This is a genomic window from Streptomyces sp. NRRL F-5755 (assembly GCF_001279365.1).
In the GTDB taxonomy this organism is placed as follows: Bacteria; Actinomycetota; Actinomycetes; order Streptomycetales; family Streptomycetaceae; genus Streptomyces; species Streptomyces rimosus.
In genome coordinates this window covers 47066-68591 of record NZ_LGCW01000261.1, presented here as the reverse complement: position 1 = coordinate 68591, position 21526 = coordinate 47066, and the positions used below count along the sequence as shown (strand labels likewise).

The 21526-nt window shown below is 73.2% G+C and carries 15 protein-coding genes; 6 read left to right on the top strand and 9 right to left on the bottom strand.

Annotated elements, in window-relative coordinates; all coding sequences use genetic code 11:
* The first annotated feature begins 34 nt into the window (after positions 1-34).
* A complete protein-coding gene (locus ADK86_RS21775; RefSeq protein WP_053698115.1) occupies positions 35-1126 on the top strand; it encodes a glutamate--cysteine ligase in 1092 nt (363 codons plus the stop codon).
* Between the two features lie 103 nt (positions 1127-1229).
* Here ADK86_RS21775 and ADK86_RS21770 read toward each other — a convergent pair whose 3' ends face one another.
* The 3 genes from ADK86_RS21770 to ADK86_RS21760 all read right to left on the bottom strand — a co-directional run bounded on the left by ADK86_RS21770 (position 1230) and on the right by ADK86_RS21760 (position 7993).
* Complete coding sequence (locus ADK86_RS21770) at positions 1230-1469, bottom strand: chaplin (RefSeq protein WP_003984304.1); 240 nt, start codon at positions 1467-1469, stop codon at positions 1230-1232.
* A gap of 222 nt (positions 1470-1691) precedes the next feature.
* Positions 1692-4409 (bottom strand): M4 family metallopeptidase, encoded by a 2718-nt coding sequence (locus ADK86_RS21765; protein WP_199834450.1) that lies wholly within the window; start codon positions 4407-4409, stop codon positions 1692-1694.
* Positions 4410-4672: 263 nt separating this feature from the next.
* Positions 4673-7993, bottom strand: a complete 3321-nt coding sequence (locus tag ADK86_RS21760; RefSeq protein WP_053698085.1) for an ATP-binding protein — start codon at positions 7991-7993, stop codon at positions 4673-4675.
* Between the two features lie 676 nt (positions 7994-8669).
* Between ADK86_RS21760 and ADK86_RS21755 the strand changes: the two genes are divergently transcribed.
* Entirely contained in the window at positions 8670-8939 is a 270-nt protein-coding gene (locus ADK86_RS21755; protein ID WP_030597740.1) for an acyl carrier protein, read from the top strand.
* Between the two features lie 22 nt (positions 8940-8961).
* Here ADK86_RS21755 and ADK86_RS21750 read toward each other — a convergent pair whose 3' ends face one another.
* The 3 genes from ADK86_RS21750 to ADK86_RS21740 form a co-directional block, all read right to left on the bottom strand.
* Positions 8962-9804 carry an adenylosuccinate lyase gene (locus ADK86_RS21750; RefSeq protein WP_053698084.1) on the bottom strand — a complete coding sequence of 281 codons (843 nt, stop codon included), beginning with the start codon at positions 9802-9804 and terminating at the stop codon, positions 8962-8964.
* A gap of 31 nt (positions 9805-9835) precedes the next feature.
* A complete protein-coding gene (locus ADK86_RS44615) occupies positions 9836-13120 on the bottom strand; it encodes an amino acid adenylation domain-containing protein (RefSeq protein ID WP_053698083.1) in 3285 nt (1094 codons plus the stop codon).
* Positions 13121-13220: 100 nt separating this feature from the next.
* On the bottom strand, positions 13221-13667 hold the full coding sequence (locus ADK86_RS21740; RefSeq protein WP_053698082.1) for a pyridoxamine 5'-phosphate oxidase family protein: 447 nt from the start codon (positions 13665-13667) through the stop codon (positions 13221-13223).
* Between the two features lie 825 nt (positions 13668-14492).
* Here ADK86_RS21740 and ADK86_RS21735 point away from each other — a divergent pair.
* The 3 genes from ADK86_RS21735 (at position 14493) to ADK86_RS21725 (ending at position 18094) form a co-directional block, all read left to right on the top strand.
* Entirely contained in the window at positions 14493-16082 is a 1590-nt protein-coding gene (locus ADK86_RS21735; protein WP_078952171.1) for an adenylosuccinate synthetase, read from the top strand.
* On the top strand, positions 16079-16735 hold the full coding sequence (locus ADK86_RS21730) for a TIGR00730 family Rossman fold protein (protein ID WP_053698080.1): 657 nt from the start codon (positions 16079-16081) through the stop codon (positions 16733-16735). The genes ADK86_RS21735 and ADK86_RS21730 overlap by 4 nt, the downstream gene beginning before the upstream one ends.
* 120 nt (positions 16736-16855) lie before the next feature.
* Complete coding sequence (locus tag ADK86_RS21725) at positions 16856-18094, top strand: cytochrome P450 (RefSeq protein WP_053698079.1); 1239 nt, start codon at positions 16856-16858, stop codon at positions 18092-18094.
* Here ADK86_RS21725 and ADK86_RS21720 read toward each other — a convergent pair.
* Positions 18084-18713 (bottom strand): RraA family protein, encoded by a 630-nt coding sequence (locus ADK86_RS21720; protein ID WP_053698078.1) that lies wholly within the window; start codon positions 18711-18713, stop codon positions 18084-18086. The two genes, ADK86_RS21725 and ADK86_RS21720, sit on opposite strands and share 11 nt — an antisense overlap.
* A gap of 178 nt (positions 18714-18891) precedes the next feature.
* Here ADK86_RS21720 and ADK86_RS21715 point away from each other — a divergent pair, with 178 nt between their 5' ends.
* Positions 18892-19851: a D-2-hydroxyacid dehydrogenase family protein gene (locus ADK86_RS21715; protein ID WP_053698077.1), complete on the top strand. Its 960-nt coding sequence runs from the start codon at positions 18892-18894 to the stop codon at positions 19849-19851.
* 250 nt (positions 19852-20101) lie between these two features.
* Here the strand turns inward: ADK86_RS21715 and ADK86_RS21710 are convergent, their stop codons facing one another.
* Positions 20102-20554 carry a peptidoglycan-binding protein gene (locus ADK86_RS21710; protein ID WP_053698076.1) on the bottom strand — a complete coding sequence of 151 codons (453 nt, stop codon included), beginning with the start codon at positions 20552-20554 and terminating at the stop codon, positions 20102-20104.
* Between the two features lie 369 nt (positions 20555-20923).
* Complete coding sequence (locus ADK86_RS21705; RefSeq protein WP_053698075.1) at positions 20924-21487, bottom strand: GNAT family N-acetyltransferase; 564 nt, start codon at positions 21485-21487, stop codon at positions 20924-20926.
* Positions 21488-21526: the final 39 nt, after the last annotated feature.

Here is a 21526-nt window from a genome sequence, read left to right as displayed (position 1 = left end):
CCGAAGGCCCGGATGCCGAGAAAGGGTGGACGACGTGCGCAGTGTGGGTGTGGAGGAGGAACTGCTGCTGGTGGACGCCCGGACGGGACTGCCGCGCGCCCTGTCGGCGGCGGTCCTCGCGGCGGCCTCGCGGGACCCGCAGGGCAGCGAGGAGGTCTTCGAGAGCGAGCTGCACCGCCAGCAGCTGGAATTCGCCACCCGGCCCCGGACGGACATGGGCGACCTGGACAAGGAGATCCGGCGGTGGCGGGCGGAGGCGGCCCGCTACGCCGAAGGACTGGACGCGACGGCCGTGGCCCTGGCCACCTCGCCGCTGGAGGTGAGCCCGTCCATCGGCACCGGGGAGCGCCACCAGTGGCTCGCGGAGCACTTCGGCCTCACCGCCCAGGAGCAGCTGACCTGCGGCTGCCATATCCACGTGGCGGTCGACTCGGACGAGGAGGGCGTCGCCGTACTCGACCGGATGCGCCCCTGGCTGTCCGTACTCATGGCGATGAGCGCCAACTCTCCCTTCTGGCAGGGCGAGGACACCGCATACAGCAGCTACCGCAACCGGGTCTGGGGGCGGTGGCCGTCGGCCGGGCCGGTCGAGGTGTTCGGGTCGGCCGACCGGTACCACGAGCAGGTACGCGAGATGACGGCCAGCGGCGTGCTGAAGGACGCGGGCATGGTCTACTTCGACGCCCGCCTGTCCCGGACGTACCCCACCGTGGAGGTACGGGTCGCCGACGTGTGCCTGGACCCGTCCACCACCGTGCTGCTGGCGACCCTGATCCGCGGCCTGGTGGAGACGTCGGTACGGCAGTGGCGCGACGGGAAACCGCCCGCCCGGCACACGGTGGCGCTGCTGCGCCTGGCGACGTGGCGGGCCGCCCGCTCCGGCCTCGACGGCGAACTGATCCACCCCGTCACGATGCGCCCCGCCCCGGCCGAGGCCGTCGTACGGGCCCTGTTCGACCATGTACGCGACGCCCTGGAGGACACCGGCGACATCCTGCCCGCCCAGGAGTCCCTGGCCACCCTCCTGAAGACAGGCAACGGCGCCCACATCCAACGGCAACTGCTGCGCCGCACGGGCAGCCTCCAGGGCGTGGTCACCGAATGTGTGCGGCGCACGCTCGACTGATCCGTGACGGCCCAGGCCGAGCAAAAGGTGCGGGGCAGCCGCTCGGCCGCCCCGCACCGGGGATCACGCGTCGCGCCGTGGGGGGCGCGTCAGGAAGTCAACGTCAGTCGTTGACGCAGGTGTTGCCGAACGTCGGGTTGAGCAGGCCGACGACGTTGATGCTGTTTCCGCAGACGTTGACCGGTACGTGGACCGGGACCTGAACGACGTTGCCGGACACCACGCCCGGTGAGTTGAGCGCCGCGCCCTGGGCACCGGAGTCGGCAGCCGCGAGGCCCGCTCCGCCCAGGAGGATGGCGCAGGTTCCCACGGCGGCAGCGGCAGTCTTCTTGACACGCGACATGGAATGTTGCTCCTCGGAATTGAGATATCTGGTCAGGCGGCCTGACAGGGGCCACGGGGTGCCCGCTGTCCCGGCTGGTGTGCCGCCGTGACCAATCAACCCGATGGCGGTGTGATCTGTTGTGGGGAACGGAAGGTGTTCACTCTATTTAGGGTGTATCGAATCAGCGTATTAATTGCCCTGGTCCGGGCGGCCGGCTGGTGCCGGCCGCCCGCCCCGTGCTCAGCCGCAGCGTCCAGCGGGCCGCGTCCGTGTGACCAGGTCGGTGTAGCCGGTGGTGCCGTCCACCCACACCACCTGCCGGCCGCCGGGCATCGCCGGCCAGCCCTGCTGGCCGCGGTTGCAGGAGACCCGGCCGCGCTGTTTGCCGTCGGCCGAGAACTGCCAGAGCTTGAACAGCGACTCGTTGGTGTACACGACGGTCGGCGACCAGGTGGCGACGGTCACCGCTTCGTCCGTGGCCACGATGTCGTAGCCGTTGAGCGCGTCCGGCCCCTCGGCGGGGCTGAGGTCGGTCACCCCCGTACCGTCCAGGTTGGCGCGGCGCAGCGCCGCGCGGTCCGATTCGCCGCCCGCGGGCACCAGCCAGAAGACGTGCTGCCCGGTGATCGCGGTCGCGCCGATGTCCGCGGGCGTCCCGAGCTGGCCCATCTGGGTGCGGAGGCCCGTCTTCAGGTCGAGGGTCTCGACGCCGAACGTGCGGGAGTTGCCGATGCCGCGGGTGGTGCTGTAGGCGATCCGGCCGTGGCTGATGGACGGGTTCCCGGTCCGCACGCCGCTCTCGTCGGTGACGTTCACCACCGTCGGGTCGCTCAGCCGCACGTACCGCACCCTCCGCGTGCTCGGCCGGGACCGCGCCTCGAACACCACCACGTCGCCCTCGACCCGTACGTTCGTGGCGCCGCGCCGGCCCGACCACAGTTTCTTGATCGGCCCGCCCGCGAGCGGCCGCGCGAGGATGTCCGTGCTCCTGCGGTTGTACGCCTGCCAGACCACCGTCTTGCCGTCGGTCGCCGGGTGCACGTGCTGGCGGCCGTCGTTGGGGCTCATCAGCTTGAGCGCGCCGGTGCCGTCCGCGCGCCCGGCCCAGATCGAGTACGGCTCGGTGCCGTCGTCGTTGGACTTGGCGGCGGCCCACCAGCCGCCGCCCGCGCCGGTGGCCGAGCCGTCCGTGTTGACCCGGCCCAGGAGCGGGTCGGAGTCGACGCCCAGCGCCAGTTCCCAGCCGGGGACTATGCCGTGGGCGTTGAACGCCCGCTCGGCGGTGCGCAGTTGGGCGTCGGTGGCGTGCAGGTCGCGGGCGGCGGCGAGGACGGCGGCGCGGCCCTCGGTGAAGCCGTCCAGCGGGGTCAGGTACTCGGTGAGCGCCTTGTAGACGATCTTGTCGGCGAGCGTCTTGCCGAGGTCTTCGCGCAGGTCCCACAGGGCGCCGGCGAAGATCGTGGAGTTGAGGTGGACGCCGCCGTTGTCCTCGGAGAACGACACGCCGAGGAAGGACTTGGCGGTGGTCCGCCCGTCGTTGAGGTCGCGGAACGCGCACTCGCGCGCGGGCTTGGTGCGGCACAGTGTCTCGCCCAGCAGCCCGGAGTCGGGGCTGTCCATGGGGATGCCGTAGGTGTCGGTCTCGATGGCGTTGCCGAAGTAGTCGGCGATGCCCTCGTTCAGGGCGCCGGACTGGCCCGCGTAGACGAGGTTGGCGGAGTTCTCCACGATGCCGTGGGTCATCTCGTGCCCGACCACGTCCAGACCGGCGGAGAGCGCGCGGTACTCCGCGTCGCCGCCGCCGTAGACCATCTTGGAGCCGTCCCAGAAGGCGTTGACGTACGGCTGCCCGAACTGGGTGACGCCCACCAGCGAGTTGACGGCCATGCCGCGGCCGTCCAGGCTGTCGCGGCCGTGCTGTTTGCGGTAGTAGTCGTAGACCTTGCCGGTCGCCCAGTGCGCGTCGACCGCGCCCGCCTCGGTGGCCTCCGGGCCGAAGGCCGGGGTGGGCGAGCCGAACTCCTGGATGTCGTACGGCCAGGAGGGGGTGACCTCACTGACGTCCTTGCCGCGCGCGTCCCATGTGGACAGCGTGTTCTTGCTGGAGTTCGCCATCCGGGTGTCGTCGCGCAGCACATACGCCTTGCGCGACTCCTCGTACACCACGGGAAGTTCGACGGTCTTGCCATCGAACTTGACGCCGGAGCCCTGGATGCCCTTCACCCCGGCCGCCGTACGGGCGGCCTTCGATGCACCGGCCGCCGCACCGCTTCCCGGGGCCCGGAACGTCTTGATCCCGCTGTACTGGAGCACCGGGTACCCGGCCTGCGCGTCCACGTAGACCTCGTGCAGCACCGGCTCGCCGGTGACCGGGTGCGTGCCCCGGACGGTGATGTGCCGGGTGAGCACGCCCGCGCCCCGCGGGATCACGACCAGCCCGCGCGCGGTGCCGGTCAGCGTCGGTGTGTCCGTGCGGGGGAGGCGCTTGTTCAGGAGCCGGTCGGTGGTCGCGTCGACCGCCCGCTCGACCGCCAGCGCCTCGTCCACCTCGGGTTCCACGTCGGTCTTCAGCCCGGTGAAGTACTTGCCGGAGGTGCCGGTGACGACCCGTTCGCCGCCCTTGTGCTCCATCCGCACCACGTACTGGCCGCCCAGGACGTCCACGCCCCGGTGCTTCTGCTGGAGCCGGACGACCTCGTGGGCGCCCGAGTCCACCGTCTGTACGGGCCGCAGGTCGCGCGCCGGATCGGCGATGTGGTAGCGGCTCTCCTTCGCCGCGAGGTGGCCGCGCGCCGCTTCCGCCGGGCTGCCCGTGGCCTTGGCCGGTTCCCGGATGCCTTCCACCAGGGCCGGGGTGGCGGTGCGCTGCCCCGGTACCACCTGGCCGGGGCCGGGCGGCGGGCCGGATGGTGCCGCGCCGGCCGGTACCGCCGAGGCCAACAGTGCGGCGACGCCCATCAGCGCCGCCGCACCCGTCAGGCTTCCCCGCGCCCCGGCCGCCGCACGTGCCCCCCGTAACCCGCCCGGCCCGCCGGGTCTTTCGCCGCCCGCTCTCCCGTCCCGCGCTCTTCGCTCACGCAAGGTGACCCCTCCTGCCTGCTGCCACATGCCTGGCAGCCGTCACTGACACGGACAGGCATATGCAAGCGGCACCGGTTCACCACCACAACGAATCCGGCAAGTCGATGGACGACTTCCGGACGGTGGCCGGTGGCGGGCGGTCAGCCGGAGAGGAGGGTCTCCGTGACATGCCGGCCCAGGAGGTCGTGCAGCAGGGTGGTCGCGGGCAGAGCGGGGTGGAGATAGACGAGTTCACGGCGGTGTTCGATGACGGCGAGCATCTTGCGGAGGGTGGCCGTGGCGTCGTCGCGGCGGCCGGCGTGGTGCTGGGCCTGGGCGAGCAGGCCCAGGTGGAGGGGCAGGCGCAAGTGGGAGCGGGAGGGCCGGAGTTCGGCGATCGAGGTGTGCATCAGGTCAAGGCCCGCCTCGTCGTCGCCCAGGTGGGTCAGGGACCAGCCCTCGGTCAGGCGCAGCATCGCCTTCCAGTACAGGAGCCCGTGTTCCTCCGCCACCCGCGCGCCCTCGGCGCCGGAGGCCCGCGCCGTGTCGGGGTCGCCTTCCCACGCCGCCAGCACCGCGTCCACGTACAGGGCGAAGCACCGGTCGGAGGGCCTGCTCTCGTACGCGGTCAGGGCCTGCAGCTGGCGGCGGCGCCCGAGGGCGGTCTCGCGGTCGCCCAGAATCCAGTGGGTGAAGGCGTCGTAGGAGCGGCAGGAGACGCGCGGGTCGTGCTGGAAGGTGCGGGCCAGGCTGCGGCCCTCCCGTGCGAAGCGGTCCGCCAGCCCGACGCTGCGCTCCAGCTCCGCGAGCGCCTCCGGCAGCCGGCCGCGTACGTGCAGCGCGACGCCCTTGCCGTACGCCGCGCCGAGCTGGGCCACCGGGTGGCGGGTACGGGACCCGATGTCCCGCAGCAGCCGGGAGAACCGCCCGGACTCGTCGTACCGCCCGGTGACCAGGAACGCCGCGCACAGTGCCCACAGCACCGACGGGTCCTCGGGCGCATGGGTGACCGCTCCGAGCGCGCGTCCCCGGCTGAGCGCCGCCTCCGCCTCCGCGTCCCCGTAGCCGCGCACGGTGGCCAGCAGCTGGCCGAGCTGGACGTACAGGCGCTGCTCCAGGGAGCGGGCCGACGCGTCGTCGCGCGGCAGCAGCCCGGCCAGATGGACGGCCCGGCGCAGCCACGTCTCGACCTTCTCGTACGCCAGCTGCTGTTCGGCCTGCTCGGCGGCGCGCAGCAGCCGGGGGAGGGCCCGCCGGGCCGGCAGCGCGTCCTGGGCGTGCCACGTGTGGTGGGCCAGCCGCTCGTACTCGTCGTCGCCCACCTGTCCGCCGCGCTCGCACAGGGCCCCGGCCACCCGGGCGTGCAGCTGCTGGCGTTCGTTGCGCGCGAGGACGTCGACGAGCGTCTCGCGGACCAGGGCGTGCACGAAGTGCAGCCGCCCGGGGTGGTGCGGGTCCTCGCCCAGCAGGCCCGCCCGGATCGCGGTCTCCAGGGCCGGGGCGACCGGTTCGTCCTCGGCGGCGGTGCGGTGCAGCAGGTCCGTGTCGATCTCGGTGCCGATGACCGCGCACAGCCGCAGCACCCGCAGGGCCGGTTCCGGCAGTCCGGCGAAGCGCTGGCGCAGCGCCTCGCGCACACCGGTCGGGATCTGCGCCAGCAGGACGTCGGTGGCGTCCGCGTCGTGCAGGCGCCGTACGTCGCCGAGGAGCGACAGGAGCTGCATGACGAAGTACGGGTTGCCCTTGCTGCGCTCGTGCAGCACCTCGATCACATCGTCGCCCACCCCGCGCCCGGCCCTGGCTTCCACGAGGGTGGCGACGGCGCTGCGGGGCAGGCCGCCCAGGCGCAGCGATTCGGTGCGGGGGCTGCGCAGGACCTCGGCCAGGATGCGGCGGATGGTGGCGTCGGAGTCGCCCTCGAAGTCCCGGGCGGTCAGCACGATGCTGATCCGCTGCCCCTGGCGGCGGGTGCCGAGCAGCCGCAGCAGGTCGAGGGAGGCGGCGTCGGCCCAGTGGAGGTCTTCCAGGAGCAGCACCAGCGGGCGTTCGGCGGCGAGTGTGAGCAGCACCTCGCAGACCGCGTCGTGGGTGAGGAACCGCGCCTGCGCCCAGTCGTCGTCGTGGTCCTGTCCTCCGGAGCCGGCCGACTGCTCCGGCATCAGCGGGGCGAGCAGCGCGCCGAAGGGCGCGGTCGCGCTGCGGAACGCGTCCGGCCGGGTGGAGCCCAGGCGGCGCAGTACCTGCGTCCACAGCCAGTACGGCGGTACGCCCTCGCCCGGGAAGCAGTGGCTCCAGACCACCTCTGGTGCGTCGCCGCCGCCTTCCAGAGCGGGGGCCAGCTCCATCAGCAGACGTGTCTTGCCGACCCCGGCGGGGCCCAGCACGCAGGCCACGTGGCCTTCACCGGTGGCGGCGCCCGCCGCCGCGGTGACCAGGCGGTGCAGCTCCTGGTCGCGCCCGATGAACGGCCAGGGCGCCGTCGTGTCCTCGGCGCCCGGGCCGTCGTCCGGGAAGGGCGCCGTCCGGACCGGCGTGTCCCGGTCGGCCCCGCGTATGCGCCGCGGACCCGCCGCCCGGGTGCGCCGGGCCGGTCTGGTCACCGCCGTACTCCGGTCCGCGGATTCAGCGCCCGTGTCCCGGACCGGCGGTGCCACGACTTCCTGCGTACGCGGGGGCTGACCGGCTTGGGCGGGAGCGGTTGGGGAAGCGGCCGGAGGAGCCGCTAAGGCGGCGCCGCTCACCGGGCCGCAGTTGTCCAGCTCCTGGCGGAGAATGGCGGTGTGCACCCTCTGGAGCTCGGCGGCGGTGTCCACGCCGAACTCCTCCACCAGGTGGGAACGCGTCCGCTCGTACACCTCCAGCGCCTCGGCCTGCCGTCCGAGGCGGGACAGCGCCGTCATCAGGTGGCCGACCAGGCGTTCGCGGGTCGGGTGGTGGCGTACCTCCAGGCCCAGTTCGGCCGCCACCTCCTCGAAGGCGCCGAGCGTGAGACGGGCCTCCGCACAGGCTTCCAGCGCGGAGAGGCGGACCTGTTCCAGGCGGGCGGTCTCGTCGGAGAGCGGCGGCTGGGCGCCGAACTCCGTGTACGGCGAGCCCTGCCACAGCTCCAGCGCCTCGGTGAGCCGGTCGCGGGCGCCGCGCGGGTCACGCCGGTCCAGTGACTGCCGCCCCTCGGTGACCATCTGCTCGAAGCGGTACGCGTCGACCTGCTCCGGGGCGAGCTGGAGCACGTAACCGGGTGCCTGGTAGCGCAGAACGGACGAGGCGCCCTGGCCCGCCGCGGGGGCGAGCACCCGGCGCAGGTGGGACAGGTGGCTCTGCAAGGTGGCGACGGGGTGCCGCGGAGGGTCTTCCTGCCACAGCTCCTCGATGAGCAGTTCGGTGGGGACGACTCTGCCAAGTCGTATGAGCAGCAGGGCGAGCAGCGCCCGCCGTCTGGGCGGGCCGAGGGGCAGGTCCTCCCCGTCGAGCTGTGCCGACATCGGGCCCAGGACGCGCAGTACGGGTCTGGGGAGTGTGCATACGGGTCCCAATCGTTCTCACGCCGGCGGCTGTGACAGGGGACGTGCCGGGCTGTAACGGGGTCCATCCGGAAAGTGATCATGGCATATGTGGCGAGTCGTTCAAAGATCGGCAACCAGCCATCGGCAAGCGTCCGGCAAGCGGAACGACAAGGAAGCGGCAAGCCGCGGCCCGATGGCCGGCAAGCGTCCGCCAGCGTCCGGACAAGGGGGCCGCAAGGGGGCTGACGCACCATGGCCGCCGGCCGCCCGCCGGCCCGGCCGACCACCGTCGACGGGCCCGGGTGCCCAGTCGCACGACCGGCAACCACCTCGCGAACAAGGACGACATGCACACGGAAAGCCACTCGAACGCGCCCGGCGCGAGGACCGGAAAGCCGGCCGACGCCCCGGACGCGGGCTCGGCGAACCCACGGCCCCGGCGCCCCGCGGCGCCATAGCGCGGCGCCGGACCGAGGACGCTCCGCTGCGCGCCGTCGCCTCCCCGTATCGCTTTGTCCCACGCCGGATCCGGGAAGTTTTCACGGAATCCGGCCACGCGGCCCCGGACCCGGCGGCCGCCTCCTCCGACACCCCCACGCCGAGCGCGCGACCGGCCACCGCCCTGCCTTCTCCCCACGGAACCAGGACCCGAGACATGAACCGGACCCAGAAGATCCAGCAGTTCATCGAAGAACGCTTCCTCGTCCAATTCGGCGGCGAGGTGACGGCCGACACCGACCTCTTCCAGGCGGGCGTCATCGACTCGTTCGGCTACATCCAGCTCATGTCCTTCATCGAGAACGACTTCGCGGTGCGCGACACGGACGACGAACTGCTCTCCAACATTTTCGTTTCCCTGACGGACATCGACGCGTTCGTCGCGGGGCTGGCCGAAAAGCACGCCCCGGCGGGTGACGGGTGGTGAAGCCCGGCGGACGCAGCGTGCTCTAGGCGCGTTCCAGTACGCCCAGCACCCCGTCCGCGGCGAAGAACGCGCCGGGCAGCGCCACCCGCCGTACGACCGAGCAGGACACGTCCCCCTCGTTCCACTGCTCGCCGGTCACCTCCGCCGCCATGGCCGTGTATCCGCGCAGCAGTACCGCCAGTTGACGGATTTCGCACCAGGGCACGTCCCGTCGGCTCCGCCCCGTTGCGGGCAGGTCCGTCAGGCCGGTCAGGGCCGTCAGTACCTCGTAGTCGAGGGAGCGCGGGTAGACCTGTCCGACACAGTCGAGGACCCGGGTGAAGCCGAGGTGGCGCGCGACACGCCGCTCGACGCGGGCCAGTGCCGCCCGGTCGCCACCGAACAGGCCCAGCAGATCCTGGGCGGTTCCGACCGGGCCCTTGAGGCCGCGCAGTGGGTACCGGGCGGCCACGGAGCGCAGCCGGGCGGCGGACCGGCGCAGGGACTCCGCGGCCGGGACGGTGCGTTTTCGCCGGTCCAGCCGGTCCGCGACGCGGTCGGCCCGGCCGTACAGGTGCTCCAGCGAGCGCCGGACCCGCACCTGCGTGATGTTGTCGGTGATGTCGCAGGAGGTCAGGCCCTTGTGGATGTGCTGGTGGCCGGCGAGTGCGTTGAACTCCTCGATACGGGCCTTGAGATCGTGCCGCGTCCGGCGCTCCCGCGCGGCGATGGACACCAGGTCCACGTGGTGCGCGGCCTCCTCGTACGCGGCTGTCGCGGCGGGCGGCACCGGCACCCCCTCGGCGGCCTGCGCCCGCAGCACCGCCAGCCACAGGTCCCGCTCCAGCAGCACCTTGCGCTCCGGGGACCAGAGGTCCGCCAGCACCGCCGACGCCCGCTCCCAGGCCAGGACGTCCTCAGGTGCCGTCGCGGGGGAGCGGCGGCGGCAGGAAGCCGCTGGAGCGGAAGAAGCCGAGGTAGCGGTCGAGGAGGGCGGCGTCGGTGGGCGGGCAGCGCAGTCCGCTGTCGGCCAGGCCCCGTTCGGTGTTCGCGCGCCCGAGCCGCGGGAAGACGTCATCGAGATACATCTCCTTCACGCTGATGTCGGACTTGTTGCTGCGGTCCACGCACAGCGAGACGAACGGCGTCGTGGGGCTGCTGGGATGCCGCGCCACATGCCGTACCAGCTCCGCCACCCAGGCGTCGTAGGGCAGTTCGCGGATGCGGTAGCCCGCCGCCCGCATCCGGGCCAGCATGTCGGCGAGGCGGGCCGGCCGGGGGTTGGTGAGGTGGTAGGTGCGGCCGTCGGCCGGCTCGTGGGTCGCCAGGTGCACCACGGCGGCGGCCAGGTGGTCGACCGGCACGAAGTCCAGCGGCAGCGGCACATCGGGCGCGACACCGGTCTCCGCGATCACCCGGAACAGGGAGCTGATCGCCGTCTCGGTGTTGCAGATCCCGGTCCGTTCCTCGCCGGTGACCTCGTACGGACGGTGCACCGCCACCGGCAGCCCCGCCCGGGCCGCGTCCTTGAGCATCCGCTCGGCCACCCACTTGCTTTCCGCGTACCCCATGGTCAGGTGGTCGGCGTGGGCCAGCGGCGCGTCCTCGGCCACCTGCCGAACCCCCGCGGTGCCGAAGCCGGCCAGGACGGCGATGGTGGACAGGAAGTGCAGGGGTATGCGCCGCCCGCCGGCGAGCCGGACCAGTTCCCGTGTGCCGTCGACGTTGGCCGGGCGCAGCGCGGCGTACGGATAGAGGAAGTTGACGCGCGCCCCGGCGTGCAGGATCAGATCGGCCGTCTCGCCCAGCCGCGTGAACCGCTCCTCGGACAGGCCCAGACGCGGGGCGGCCAGGTCGGCGGGGAAGCAGGTCAGGCGCTGTTCGTACGGGGCGGTGTCGAGGCCGTAGCGGGCCGCGTTGGAGCACACCCGGCGCCGCGCGTGCGCCGCGTCCCGCGCCCGTACGGGGCACAGCAGCTCGGCGCCGGTGGTGTGGGCGAGCCGGTCGATGAGGAAGGCGCCCACGAAGCCGGTGGCCCCGGTGACCAGGACGCGCGCCGGGTTCCGCCAGCGGGGGACGGGGCCGCCGACGGGCGGCAGCCGCAGCCCCAGGCGCGCCTCGCGCAGGAAGTCCGCCTCCGAGGCGGGCGCGGAACCGGTCCGGCGCCCGGCGCGGTCGGCCCGCAGCGCCCGGACCACCGCCGCCGTGTACGCGCCGAGCGTCGGCTCCCGCAGCAGACTGCGGACGAGGAAGGTGCCGTGCGCCGCGTCCATGCCCAGCGCGGTCATCGTCCTGGTGGTCACCTCGGCGATGAGCAGCGAGTCGCCGCCGAGGTCGAAGAAGCTGTCGGCGGGCGCCGGGCGGACGCGCAGGATGTGCTCCCAGACGTCGGCGAGCACCCCCAGCAGACCGGAACCGTCCTCCGTCGCACCGCCTCCGGCCCCCGAATGCGCCACGCGCGCCCGGCGTTGCCCGTTTGCGTTCGTGTCGCCGTTCCCGGTTGCATCCGTTTGCCCGGCCGGCACGCGCGCGTACGGCCCGGTGCCGGTCAGCCCGGAACCGGTGCGTACGGCGGCGTCCGGGCGGGCCCCGTCGCGGGCCGCCGGCATCGTCGTCCGCGCAATCAGGGCGCGCCGGTCGACCTTGCCGGCGCCGGTGACGGGGAACCGGTCCAGGACGTGGATGCGCGCCGGTACGGCGGGCGCGGGCAGCCAGGACGCCACGTACGCGCGCACCTGGTCGACCTGGACCGCCCCGCCGGGGCGCGCCGGCGTCACGAAGGCCACCGGCCGGGCGGCGGCGCCCTCCCCGTCGATCTCCACGACCGCCTCCCCGACGGCCTCGTGCGAGCGCAGCCGCGTCTCGATCTCGTCCAGCTCCACCCGGAAGCCGCGCAGTTTGACCTGCCGGTCGCGGCGCCCCCGGTACTCCAGGGCGCCGTCCGGCCGCCACCGTGCCCGGTCGCCCGTGCGGTACAGGCGCCCGCCGGGGCGGGGGCCGAACGGATCGTCGCGGAAGCGCTCGGCGGTCAGGGCCGGGTCGTTGAGGTAGCCGATGGCGATGCCGTCGCCCCCGACGTACAGATCGCCCTCCTCGCCGGGCCCGGCGGGCGTGCCGTCGTCACGCAGCACGTAACAGGCGGAGTTGGGGAAGGGGCGCCCGATGGGCACGGTGGCCGCGTCGGCGGGCAGGTCGCGGACGACGTAGGCGCTGGAGACGACGCTGTTCTCGGTGGGCCCGTAGAAGTTGACCAGGGTGATCCCCGGGCAGGCGGCCAGCACGCGGCGGCACAGCCGGGCGTCGAGCGCCTCGCCGCCCGCCGAGACGAACCGCAGGCTGCGCAGCGCCTCGGGCCGGCTGCGGGCCACGTGGTGCAGCACCCCCGCGGTCAGGAAGGCGACCGCCACGTCCTCCGCGCGCAGCAGCCGCTCCAGCGCGTCCACCGACAGCAACTGCTCCCGCTCCGCGACGACGAGGCAGGCCCCGGACAGCAGCGCCGTCCAGATCTCGATCGTCGAGGCGTCGGAGGAGCAGCTGTACGCGTGCAGCACCCGCTCCCCGGGGGCGGGCGGCGAGAGCCAGGGGCCGGAGGAGGCCAGGCGCACCACGCCGCGGTGCGGGATCGCGACGGGCTTCGGACGGCCGGTCGAGCCGGAGGTGAACATGACGTACGCGCAGTCCTCCGGGGCGACGGCGACGGCCCGCGGCGCAGGGGGCCCGGCCGGGTCGCCCGTCCCCGGCGGCGGCGCGGTGAGATCGCCCTCGATGCACGCCCGCAGTCTGCGCACCCGGCAGGCGCTGCCCGGCAGCGCCACGGCGACGCGCACGTCGGCCTCCTCGGCCATCGCACGCAACCGGGCGGGCGGGTACGCGTCGTCCAACGGCACATACGACGCGCCGCACTTCAGGGCGGCCAGGAAGGCCACCAGCGCCTCGGGGCACCGGCCGCCCATCACCCCCACGGCGCTGCCGGGACGGACACCCGCGGTCAGCAGCCGCCCGGCGAGGGCGTCGGAGTACCGGCTCAGTTCGCCGTACGTCACGGTGCGGTCGCCGTGCCGGACGGCGGGTGCGCCGGGTGCAACCTGCGCCCGTTTCTCGAACAGCTCGTGCAGGCAGTGGTCGCGGGGATACGGCGTCACCGTGTCGTTCCACGGCGCGGGCCGGTCCGGCCGGCCGGACGTCTGGTTGGGTCGCGGCATGATCAGTACCTCGGAACGGTCGACGGGCCGGAACGGCCGGGACGGGAGGGGAGAAAGGGAGGCCGGCGGAGGGGGAATCGGCGGGTTCTGGCGGTCCGGGTCAGCTGAACGCGGCGGCGAAGGAGGCGAAGTCGGCGGTGCGCCACCGCTCGGGGCGCATCCGTACGGTCACGTCGGTGGTGAGCTGGTCCGCCGTCGCGGCCAGGTAGGCGCGGGCGGTCTCCGGCGGCAGATAGCGGTGGGCCAGCGCCGCCCGCTCGGCCGCGTCCACCCGGTCCTCGAAGGCGGTCACCGGGCCCTCGACGCTGACGTACTTGTACGGAGCCGTCTCCCGCTGCACGCAGAGGCCGAGCCGGCCCGCCGCGCGGATACGCCGGGCCTTGACGGACTTCCGGCCGGTCAGGACGACGATCTCGCCGCCCGGCCGGTAGGCGTACCAGACGGGTACGAGCAGCGGTGGCCCGTCCGGGGCGCCGACGCCCAGCACGGCCACGTGGGCACCGGCGAGGAACGCCTCCCGGTCGGCCGTAGTCATCGCAAGGGACATGTCAGACACACCTCTTCGTGTGCGGGGGGACGGAGAAGGGGAACGCGGGGAGGGCCGGGCGGGAAGAGCCGGCCGGCGCGTTCGGCGGGACGCCGCCGGGGGCGGTCGGCCGGGTGCCGCGTACCGCGTCCGGCGCGGCGGGGCCGGCCGGGCGTGTCGCCCTGACCTCCACATCACCCGGAAAAACGGGTGCACTAGGCAGTTACCCAGCTATGCGCTGTCGGTGTTCACTCATGCGGATGACGCGGAACGTTCCGGTGAGCAAATACGAGCCTGCCGGGAGCGGTGTACCACCGTCCACGCCGCCGTGCGCCCCGTGGTGCGGGTGACGCTGCCCGGCAAGGGGTTTGCGGAGGGGTGCGGTTGCGCAGAAATCGTGGCGAACGTGTCCACACTGCGGAGGCGAAGCGGCACCGGGGCTCCCGGAGTTGCCCGGCGGCGCTCCGTGGCTGCCCGGCCGCCGGGCCGCACCCGCCGTCGGCCGATCACCTCAGGTTCTTCACGTCCGTAGCCGGCCCGGCGCCGGCGCGGCACCCGCGACAGCACCGGCCCTGCGTACGGAATCGGCCCCCGCGTACGGAACCGGAGCCGCCGCGCTGCCCACACCCGTGCCCGGCCCTGGCTCCGGGCCCCGGCTCTCGGCCTCCGGTCACGGACCTCCGGCCCCTGGTCCCCGCCCTCGGACCCCCGGCTCCGGTCCCCACCAGCCCCGGACCCTGGCCGTGGTCCCCGGCTCCCCGGGCCACGGCTCCCTGACCGCGTTCCCGGAACCGGCTCCGCCGGGGCCCGGCGACCCCTTTCCCCGCACTCCCCGTGGAGGCCCGCATGCCCGACCCAGGCCCTGCCCCCGACTCTGCCCTCGCCCAGGAGACGACAGCCCCCGCCCCGTCACCGGCCGTCCCCCAGGCCCGGCCGCCCGACGAGCCGCGCGACCGCGTGCCGCCCTGCGACCCGCGTGCCCTGTGGCCCGCACTCGGCGCGTCGCGTCAGGCACGGCGCAGCGCGCTGCTGGCCCCGCTGACGCGGACGGCGGGCCCGCCGCCGGAGCGGCAGCACCTCACCTGGGTGGGAGACCTCCAGCAGGGCGACGGCGGCAAGGGCGCCATGACCGACCGGCTGGCGCCCGCGCACCAGATCGCCGCCCGGGTACAGGGCGGGGACAACGCCGGGCACACCACGGTCTTCCGGGGCGCAGAGGGCGGCGAACACACCCTCAAGAATCATCTGCTGCCGTCCGGGCTGCGCCACCCCGGCGTGCTCGGTGTCATCGCCAACGGCGTGCTGGTCAACCCGCAGACCCTCGCCGAGGAGGTCGCGTCGTTCGCCCCGCACGTACCGGCGCTGCGCCGACGGCTGGTGATCAGCGACCGGGCCCATCTCGTACTGCCGTTGCACCGGCTCGTCGACGGCCGCCAGGAGAGCGGCGGCGGACGCTGCTCGGACGTGATCGGCACCACCCGCCGCGGCATCGGCCCGGCCAACGTCAGCAAGGCCAACCGCATCGGCATCCGGGTGCGCGACCTGCGGGACCCCGGCCTGCTGCGGCGCCGGATCGAGCAGAACATCCGCTTCTTCGGCCTGCCGTCCGGCCACGCCGACAGCGACCTTGAGTGGCTGGAGACCTACCGCAACCTGCTGCTGTCCCTGGCCACGGACACGGTCGCGCTGCTCGACGCCGCGGTCGAAGCGGGGTATTCGGTCCTGCTGGAGGGCGCCCAGGGCCCGGTGCTCGACGTGGAGCACGGCACGTACCCGTACGTGACGACCTCGCCCACCGCCTTCTACTCCGTCACCAGCGGCACCGGCCTGGACGGCTCGCTGGTCGGCCACCGGATCGGCGTGCTGAAGGCGTACCAGACCATGGTCGGCAACGGCCCCTTCGTCACCGAGGACGCCGGTGAACTCGGCGACCGCCTGCGCCGGACCGGGGAGGAGTTCGGCACCACCACGGGCCGCTCCCGGCGCTGCGGCTGGCTGGACCTCGCGCACGCGCGGTGGGCCGCCGGCTTCAACCGCTACACGAGCGTGGTGGTGACCAAGCTCGACATCCTGGACGGCTTCGACCGTATCGGTGTGTGCGTCGGGTACCAGATGCCGAACGGCGAGTACGGCGAATTCGTACCGGACCACGCGTATCTGGAACGCTGCCGCCCGCTGTACTGCTGGCTGCCCGGCTGGCGCCCCCGCACCCGCGGCCTGACCCGCTTCGACCAGCTCCCGCCCGAGGCGCGCGACTTCCTGCGCTACATCGCCGACTTCCTGGGCGTCGAAGTGGCCGCGGCCGGTACGGGCCCGGCGGACCGGGACCTGCTCGTCGACCCCGCCGCACGCCTGGCCGGCCTGCTCCCCGCGCCCGCGGCGGCGGGACTGCTGCGGGCGGTCCGCAACGGACGAAAGAAGAGGACGACGCCATGAACCCGCACCCGAACCCGCACACCGGCTCCACCGGGGACGCGGCCACGGCACGCCCGGCCGACGGCACGCTCAAGAGGCTGTGTGTGTTCTGCGGCGCCAGTGCGGGCGTGCGGACCACACACGTCCAACTCGCCGCACGGCTGGGGCAGACATGCGCCCGGCGCGGCATCCACGTCGTCTACGGTGCGGGCGGCGTCGGCGTGATGGGCGCCCTGTCCGACGCGGTGCTCGCCGAGGGCGGCAGCATCACCGGGGTGATCCCGCAGGCGCTGATGGACCGGGAGTACGGGCGGCGCGACCTGACCGAGCTGCGCATCGTCGGGTCGATGCACGAGCGCAAGGCCCTGATGCACTCCCGGAGCGACGCCTTTCTCGCCCTCCCGGGCGGTTACGGCACGCTGGAGGAACTCTTCGAGATCACCGCCTGGGCGCAACTGGGCCTGCACCGCAAGCGCATCGTGCTCCTGGACGACGGCGGATTCTTCACCCCCCTCAGCCGGATGCTCGACCACGCCCGCGACGAAGGGTTCCTGTCCGACGCCGACCGGCAGCTCGTCCAGCACGCCAAGTCCGTGGACGACGCCCTGCGCCTGGCCGCCCGGCCGCCCGCCCCGCCCACGGAGGCACCGGCGATCGGCCCGTCGCAGACCTGACGCGCGGAAAGAGCGGCTACGCGCCCGGGGACACCCTTGTCCCGCCCCGGGACACCGCTGCCCCTTGAAACACCCTGCCCTCCGCCCCTCCCTCCAGGCCGAGACAAGGAGCACCAGCCCATGCCGGACGCCGGACGTCTCCCTCGATACCCCTTCGCCTTCCGGGGTGACCACCTCGCGCCCGAGCTGGCCGAATCGGTGGTCCACCGCCCGATCCAGCGCGTACGGACCAACACCGGTACCGACGCCTGGCTGGTGACCGGCCACGAACTGGTGCGCTCGGTACTCCGGGACCGCCGCTTCAGCCTCACCCTCACCTCCGACCCCTGGATGCCCCGGCAGGACCCCCTCATCCCACCGCTCTCGGTCACCGACATCCGCACCCAGTGCGAGAACGCGGGCCTCCTTCAGGACCTCTTCCAAGGCGTGGGACCGCACCAGCGGTACCTGACACCGGGCCGCGTGCGGGAGATCGCCGGCGGGCTGCTGGACACCTTTCTGGCCGGAGAGCAACCGGGCGATCTGATGGACGGGTTCATCATGCCGCTCTCCCGCGCGCTCACCATGGAACTGCTGGGCCTGGACCCGGAAGGCTGCCCGGACAACGCCGAGCTCTTCAACATCTTCCGTACCGGCCCGGAGAGCATGCAGGGCGTGCCGGAGAGCTGGAACCTGGCCCTTACCTGGATGCTGGGACGGCTTCCCGGGCTGCGCGCGTCCGGCGCCGGACTGCTGGGCCGCCTCATCACCCTCAGCGACGCGTCCGGCGTACTGAGCGAGGAGGAGGTCGCCGACCTCTTCGTCTTCCTCCTCATCTCCCAGTTCGGCAACCCCGCCACCTTCCTCGGCGCGGCGACCGTGGGGCTGATGCAGCACCCGGAGGTGACGGCCCGGCTGCGGAAGGACCCCGGGCTGCTGCCGCGGGCCGTCGACGAACTGCTGCGCTGGACGGTCTTCCTGGGCGACGCGCTGCCCCGCAACGCGCGCGAGGACGTGCTGCTGGGCGGCGTTCTCGTACGGGAGGGCGACCTCGTCTTGGTGTCCACCGACGCGGCCAACCGCGACCCGCGGGTCTTCCCCGACCCGCACCGCCTCGACATCGACCGGGAGCCCGGCCCGCACCTGCGGTTCAGCGACGGGCGGCACCGCTGCCCGGGCGGCCCGGTCGCCCGCATGCAGGCCGCGGAGACGCTGCGCGTACTGCTGGGGCGGACCGCCGATCTGCGCCTGGCGGTGCCCGCCGACGCGATCGAATGGCACCGCTACTACGCGGTCACGCTGCCGGTGGCGGTGCCGGTCCACTGGACGCTCCCCGGAGCGGCCGTTCCCGGGCCCGATGGCGGGACGCTCACTCCATGAACCCCTGATCGCGCAGGATCGTGTCGATACGGGCCCGATGGGCCGCCTCCCAGGCGTCGAGGGTCTCGTCCGCCTCCTTGGCCAGCTTCTCCCGGGCGTCGGCGAGCACCTGTCCCTGGCGGTCCCCGGGCCCGGGGGTGACCACGACGCCCTCTTCGTCGGCCACCACGATGTCACCGGCGCGTACGGTCACACCGCCGCAGCGCACCGGTTCGCCGAGCGGCGCGACGGCTGCCTTCGACCCGGGAACGGGGATGACCCCGCGTGCGAACACGGGGAAACCGGCCTCGCGTACCTCGCCGAGGTCACGGATCAGCCCGTCCGCCACGATCGCCGCGACCCCGCGCCGCCGGGCGACGGCACAAACGTTTCCTCCCGCCAGTGCGTAGTCCATGTCCCCCGACTCGACGACGATGACCGCACCCGGCTCTGCCCGGTGCACGGCCGCGTGCAGCATCAGGTTGTCACCCGGCGGGCACCGCACGGTGAACGCGGGACCGGCCACGCGCGGGACGGGGGACCACAGGGGGCGGATGCCGATGTCCATGACCTGCGCGCGGCCCAGGAGATCGGCGAGGGTGGTGGTCGGGATGCTTCGGAAGCCGGAGAAGTCGTTCATGAAACACTCTTCTACCGGCTCGGGCGAATCACCGTCAGGGTTTCTTGATGGCCTTTACATTTTTTGATGCCGAGCCGCGGTACGGCCATCGCCCCGCGCCCCTAATGTGATCACCGTGCCGCGTGGCCCCGGCGGGCCGGGCACCCGACCACCCACCGCACCCACGGAGACACCCGCCATGCACCTGCGCTGTGCCGTGCTCGACGACTACCAGGACATCGCCACGACCGCCGCCGACTGGAGCCCCGTCCAGGACCGGGTGGAGGTCACCGGATTCACCCGGCACTTCGCCACCGAGGACGAACTGGCCGCGGCGCTGGCCGGCTTCGACATCGTCGTCACGCTGCGCGAGCGGGTGCCGTTCCCGGCGGGGCTGTTCGCCCGGCTGCCCCGGCTCAAGCTCCTCGTCGCCTCGGGCATGCGCAACTCCGTGATCGACTTCGCGGCGGCGGCGGAGCACGGCGTGACCGTGTGCGGTACGGCCAGTTCGTCCGCCCCGCCCGTCGAACTGACCTGGGCCCTGCTCCTCGGCCTCGCCCGTGGCGTGGTCACCGAGCACAACGCGCTCCGCGCGGGCGGCCCCTGGCAGTCCACGGTCGGCGCCGACCTGCACGGCAAGCGGCTCGGCCTGCTCGGACTCGGCAAGATCGGCAGCCGGGTCGCCCAGGTCGGCGCGGCGTTCGGCATGGATGTGGTGGCCTGGAGCCGGAACCTCACCAAGGCGCGGACCGACGAGGTCGGCACCGGCCTCGCGGCGGACCTGGAGGAACTGCTCCGCACCAGCGACTTCGTCTCGGTCCACCTGGCCCTGGGCGACCGCACCCGCGGCCTGCTCGGCGCCCCCGAACTGGCCCTGCTCAAGCCGACCGCGTACCTGGTGAACACCTCACGCGCGGCCATCGTCGACCAGGACGCCCTGCTCGCCGTGCTGCACGAGGGCCGGATCGCCGGCGCGGGCGTCGACGTCTTCGACACCGAGCCGCTGCCCGCCGATCACCCGATGCGCACGGCACCGCGGCTGCTGGCCACGCCGCATCTCGGTTATGTGTCCCGGGACAACTACCGTACGTATTACGGCCAGGCCGTCGAGAACATCGAGGCGTTCCTTCAGGGGGCGCCGATACGTCGGCTGGGATGACCCTGGCCTGGCCGGAACCCGGGCGGCATCTGGGCGGTGGCCACCGGACCGGTCAGCACCGGGCTGCCCGGTGACGGAGGCTTCGTAACCACCGTAACCACCGGCCCGTGCACCGGCGATCGGGCGGCACGCCGATGCCGGCGCGCCGCCCGACGCGGTCCGCCGGTCCGCCGCCGTTCAGCCACCGTGCGAGGACACGGAAGGCCGACGGGACATCAGGCACCGAAGGGCACCTGATGTCGGCGAGACACTAGATGCCGTTGGCGAACCGCTTGAACGCGGCCTTGGTCTTCGTGCCGGCCTCACCGTCGATCCGGCCGGTGTAGCCCCAGCTGTGCTTCAGCAGACGCTGCAGCGCCTTGATGGTGCCGGACCCGACCTTCCCGTCGATCGCCCCGGTGTAGCCCCAGTTCGCCTTCAGGCAGCGCTGGAACGCCTTCCAGCTGTCCGTGCCCAGCTGCCCGTCGATCGCTCCGGTGTACCGCCAGTACGTCTTGAGCCACCGCTGGACCTTCTTGGCCTCCGCGACGGACAGACCGAGGTTGTTCACCGCGAGCACGGTGACGGCCTCGGCGCTCACCGCCGGCTGGGCCGCCGGCGCGGACGCCGCGTAGCCGGCGCCCGCCCCCGCCAGGCCCCCGGCGGCGATTCCGACGGCTGCGGTGACACTGACGAGGACCCTCGTCACGGTATTCGGTCGCATTGCGTTCCCCCTTCGGGTCATGGGGCACCACCGGCCCGGCCGACGCGCATGTGATCGGCCGTACCGGTACGCCCACTGATGGCCGTACGGCGCCGCGGCGACTCCGGCGGTGACGCTCCCCGTTCGCCTCAGCGCGGCACGGGGGAGAAGCTATCCGTGCGGCGTGGTGCCCTTCGTCAACCCACGAAGGGAAATCGGGGTCAACCAGGAGTTGATGTCCGGGCTCCGCCAACGGCGGTAGCGGCAGAGGTTGTACAACTTCCGCGGTACCCGGCGCGCAAGGGGCCGGTGACGGCCTTCAGCGCCGGCCGTGGTCAGCTGGGGGCCAACCGGGGCCCGCCGATTGCCATGCCGATCGCCTGCCGGGGGTCAGCGATCCGCCGACCGCTGCGCCCGCCACTCCGGCGCCAGCACCGACCAGATCTCCATGTCGTGCCGCTTGCCCCGGTACAGATAGCTCTGGCGCGCGACCCCGTCCCGCGTCATCCCCAGCCGCCGGGCCACCGCGATGCTGGGCACGTTCTCCGCCGCGGCCCACCACTCCACGCGGTGGATGCCCCGCTCCTCCACGGCCCAGTCGATGAGCACCCGTACGGCCCGGGTCACCAGCCCCTTGCCCGCCGCCGCCGGCTCCAGCCAGCAGCCCACCTCGGCGGTGCCCTGCGCGACGTCCATCGTCCGGAAGAAGACCGCGCCGACCAGCGTGCCGTCGGTCCGGATTCCGTACAGGTGCCCGGTGTCGGAGGCGACCTTCTCCGCGTACGTACGGAGGAACGCGCGGCACGCGTCCAAGTCCTCCAGCACCTCCGGCAGGCCGTTGTACTGCCCGATGAATTCCCGCCCCCGGTCGATGTGGGCCAGCAACTCCCCGGCCTGCCAGGGTTCGAGGGGGCACAGCACCGCACCGTCGTCGCCCAGGGATATCGCGAACATCGTCGTCCTCCGTCACCGAAACCGTGCGTGGGTAGTGGG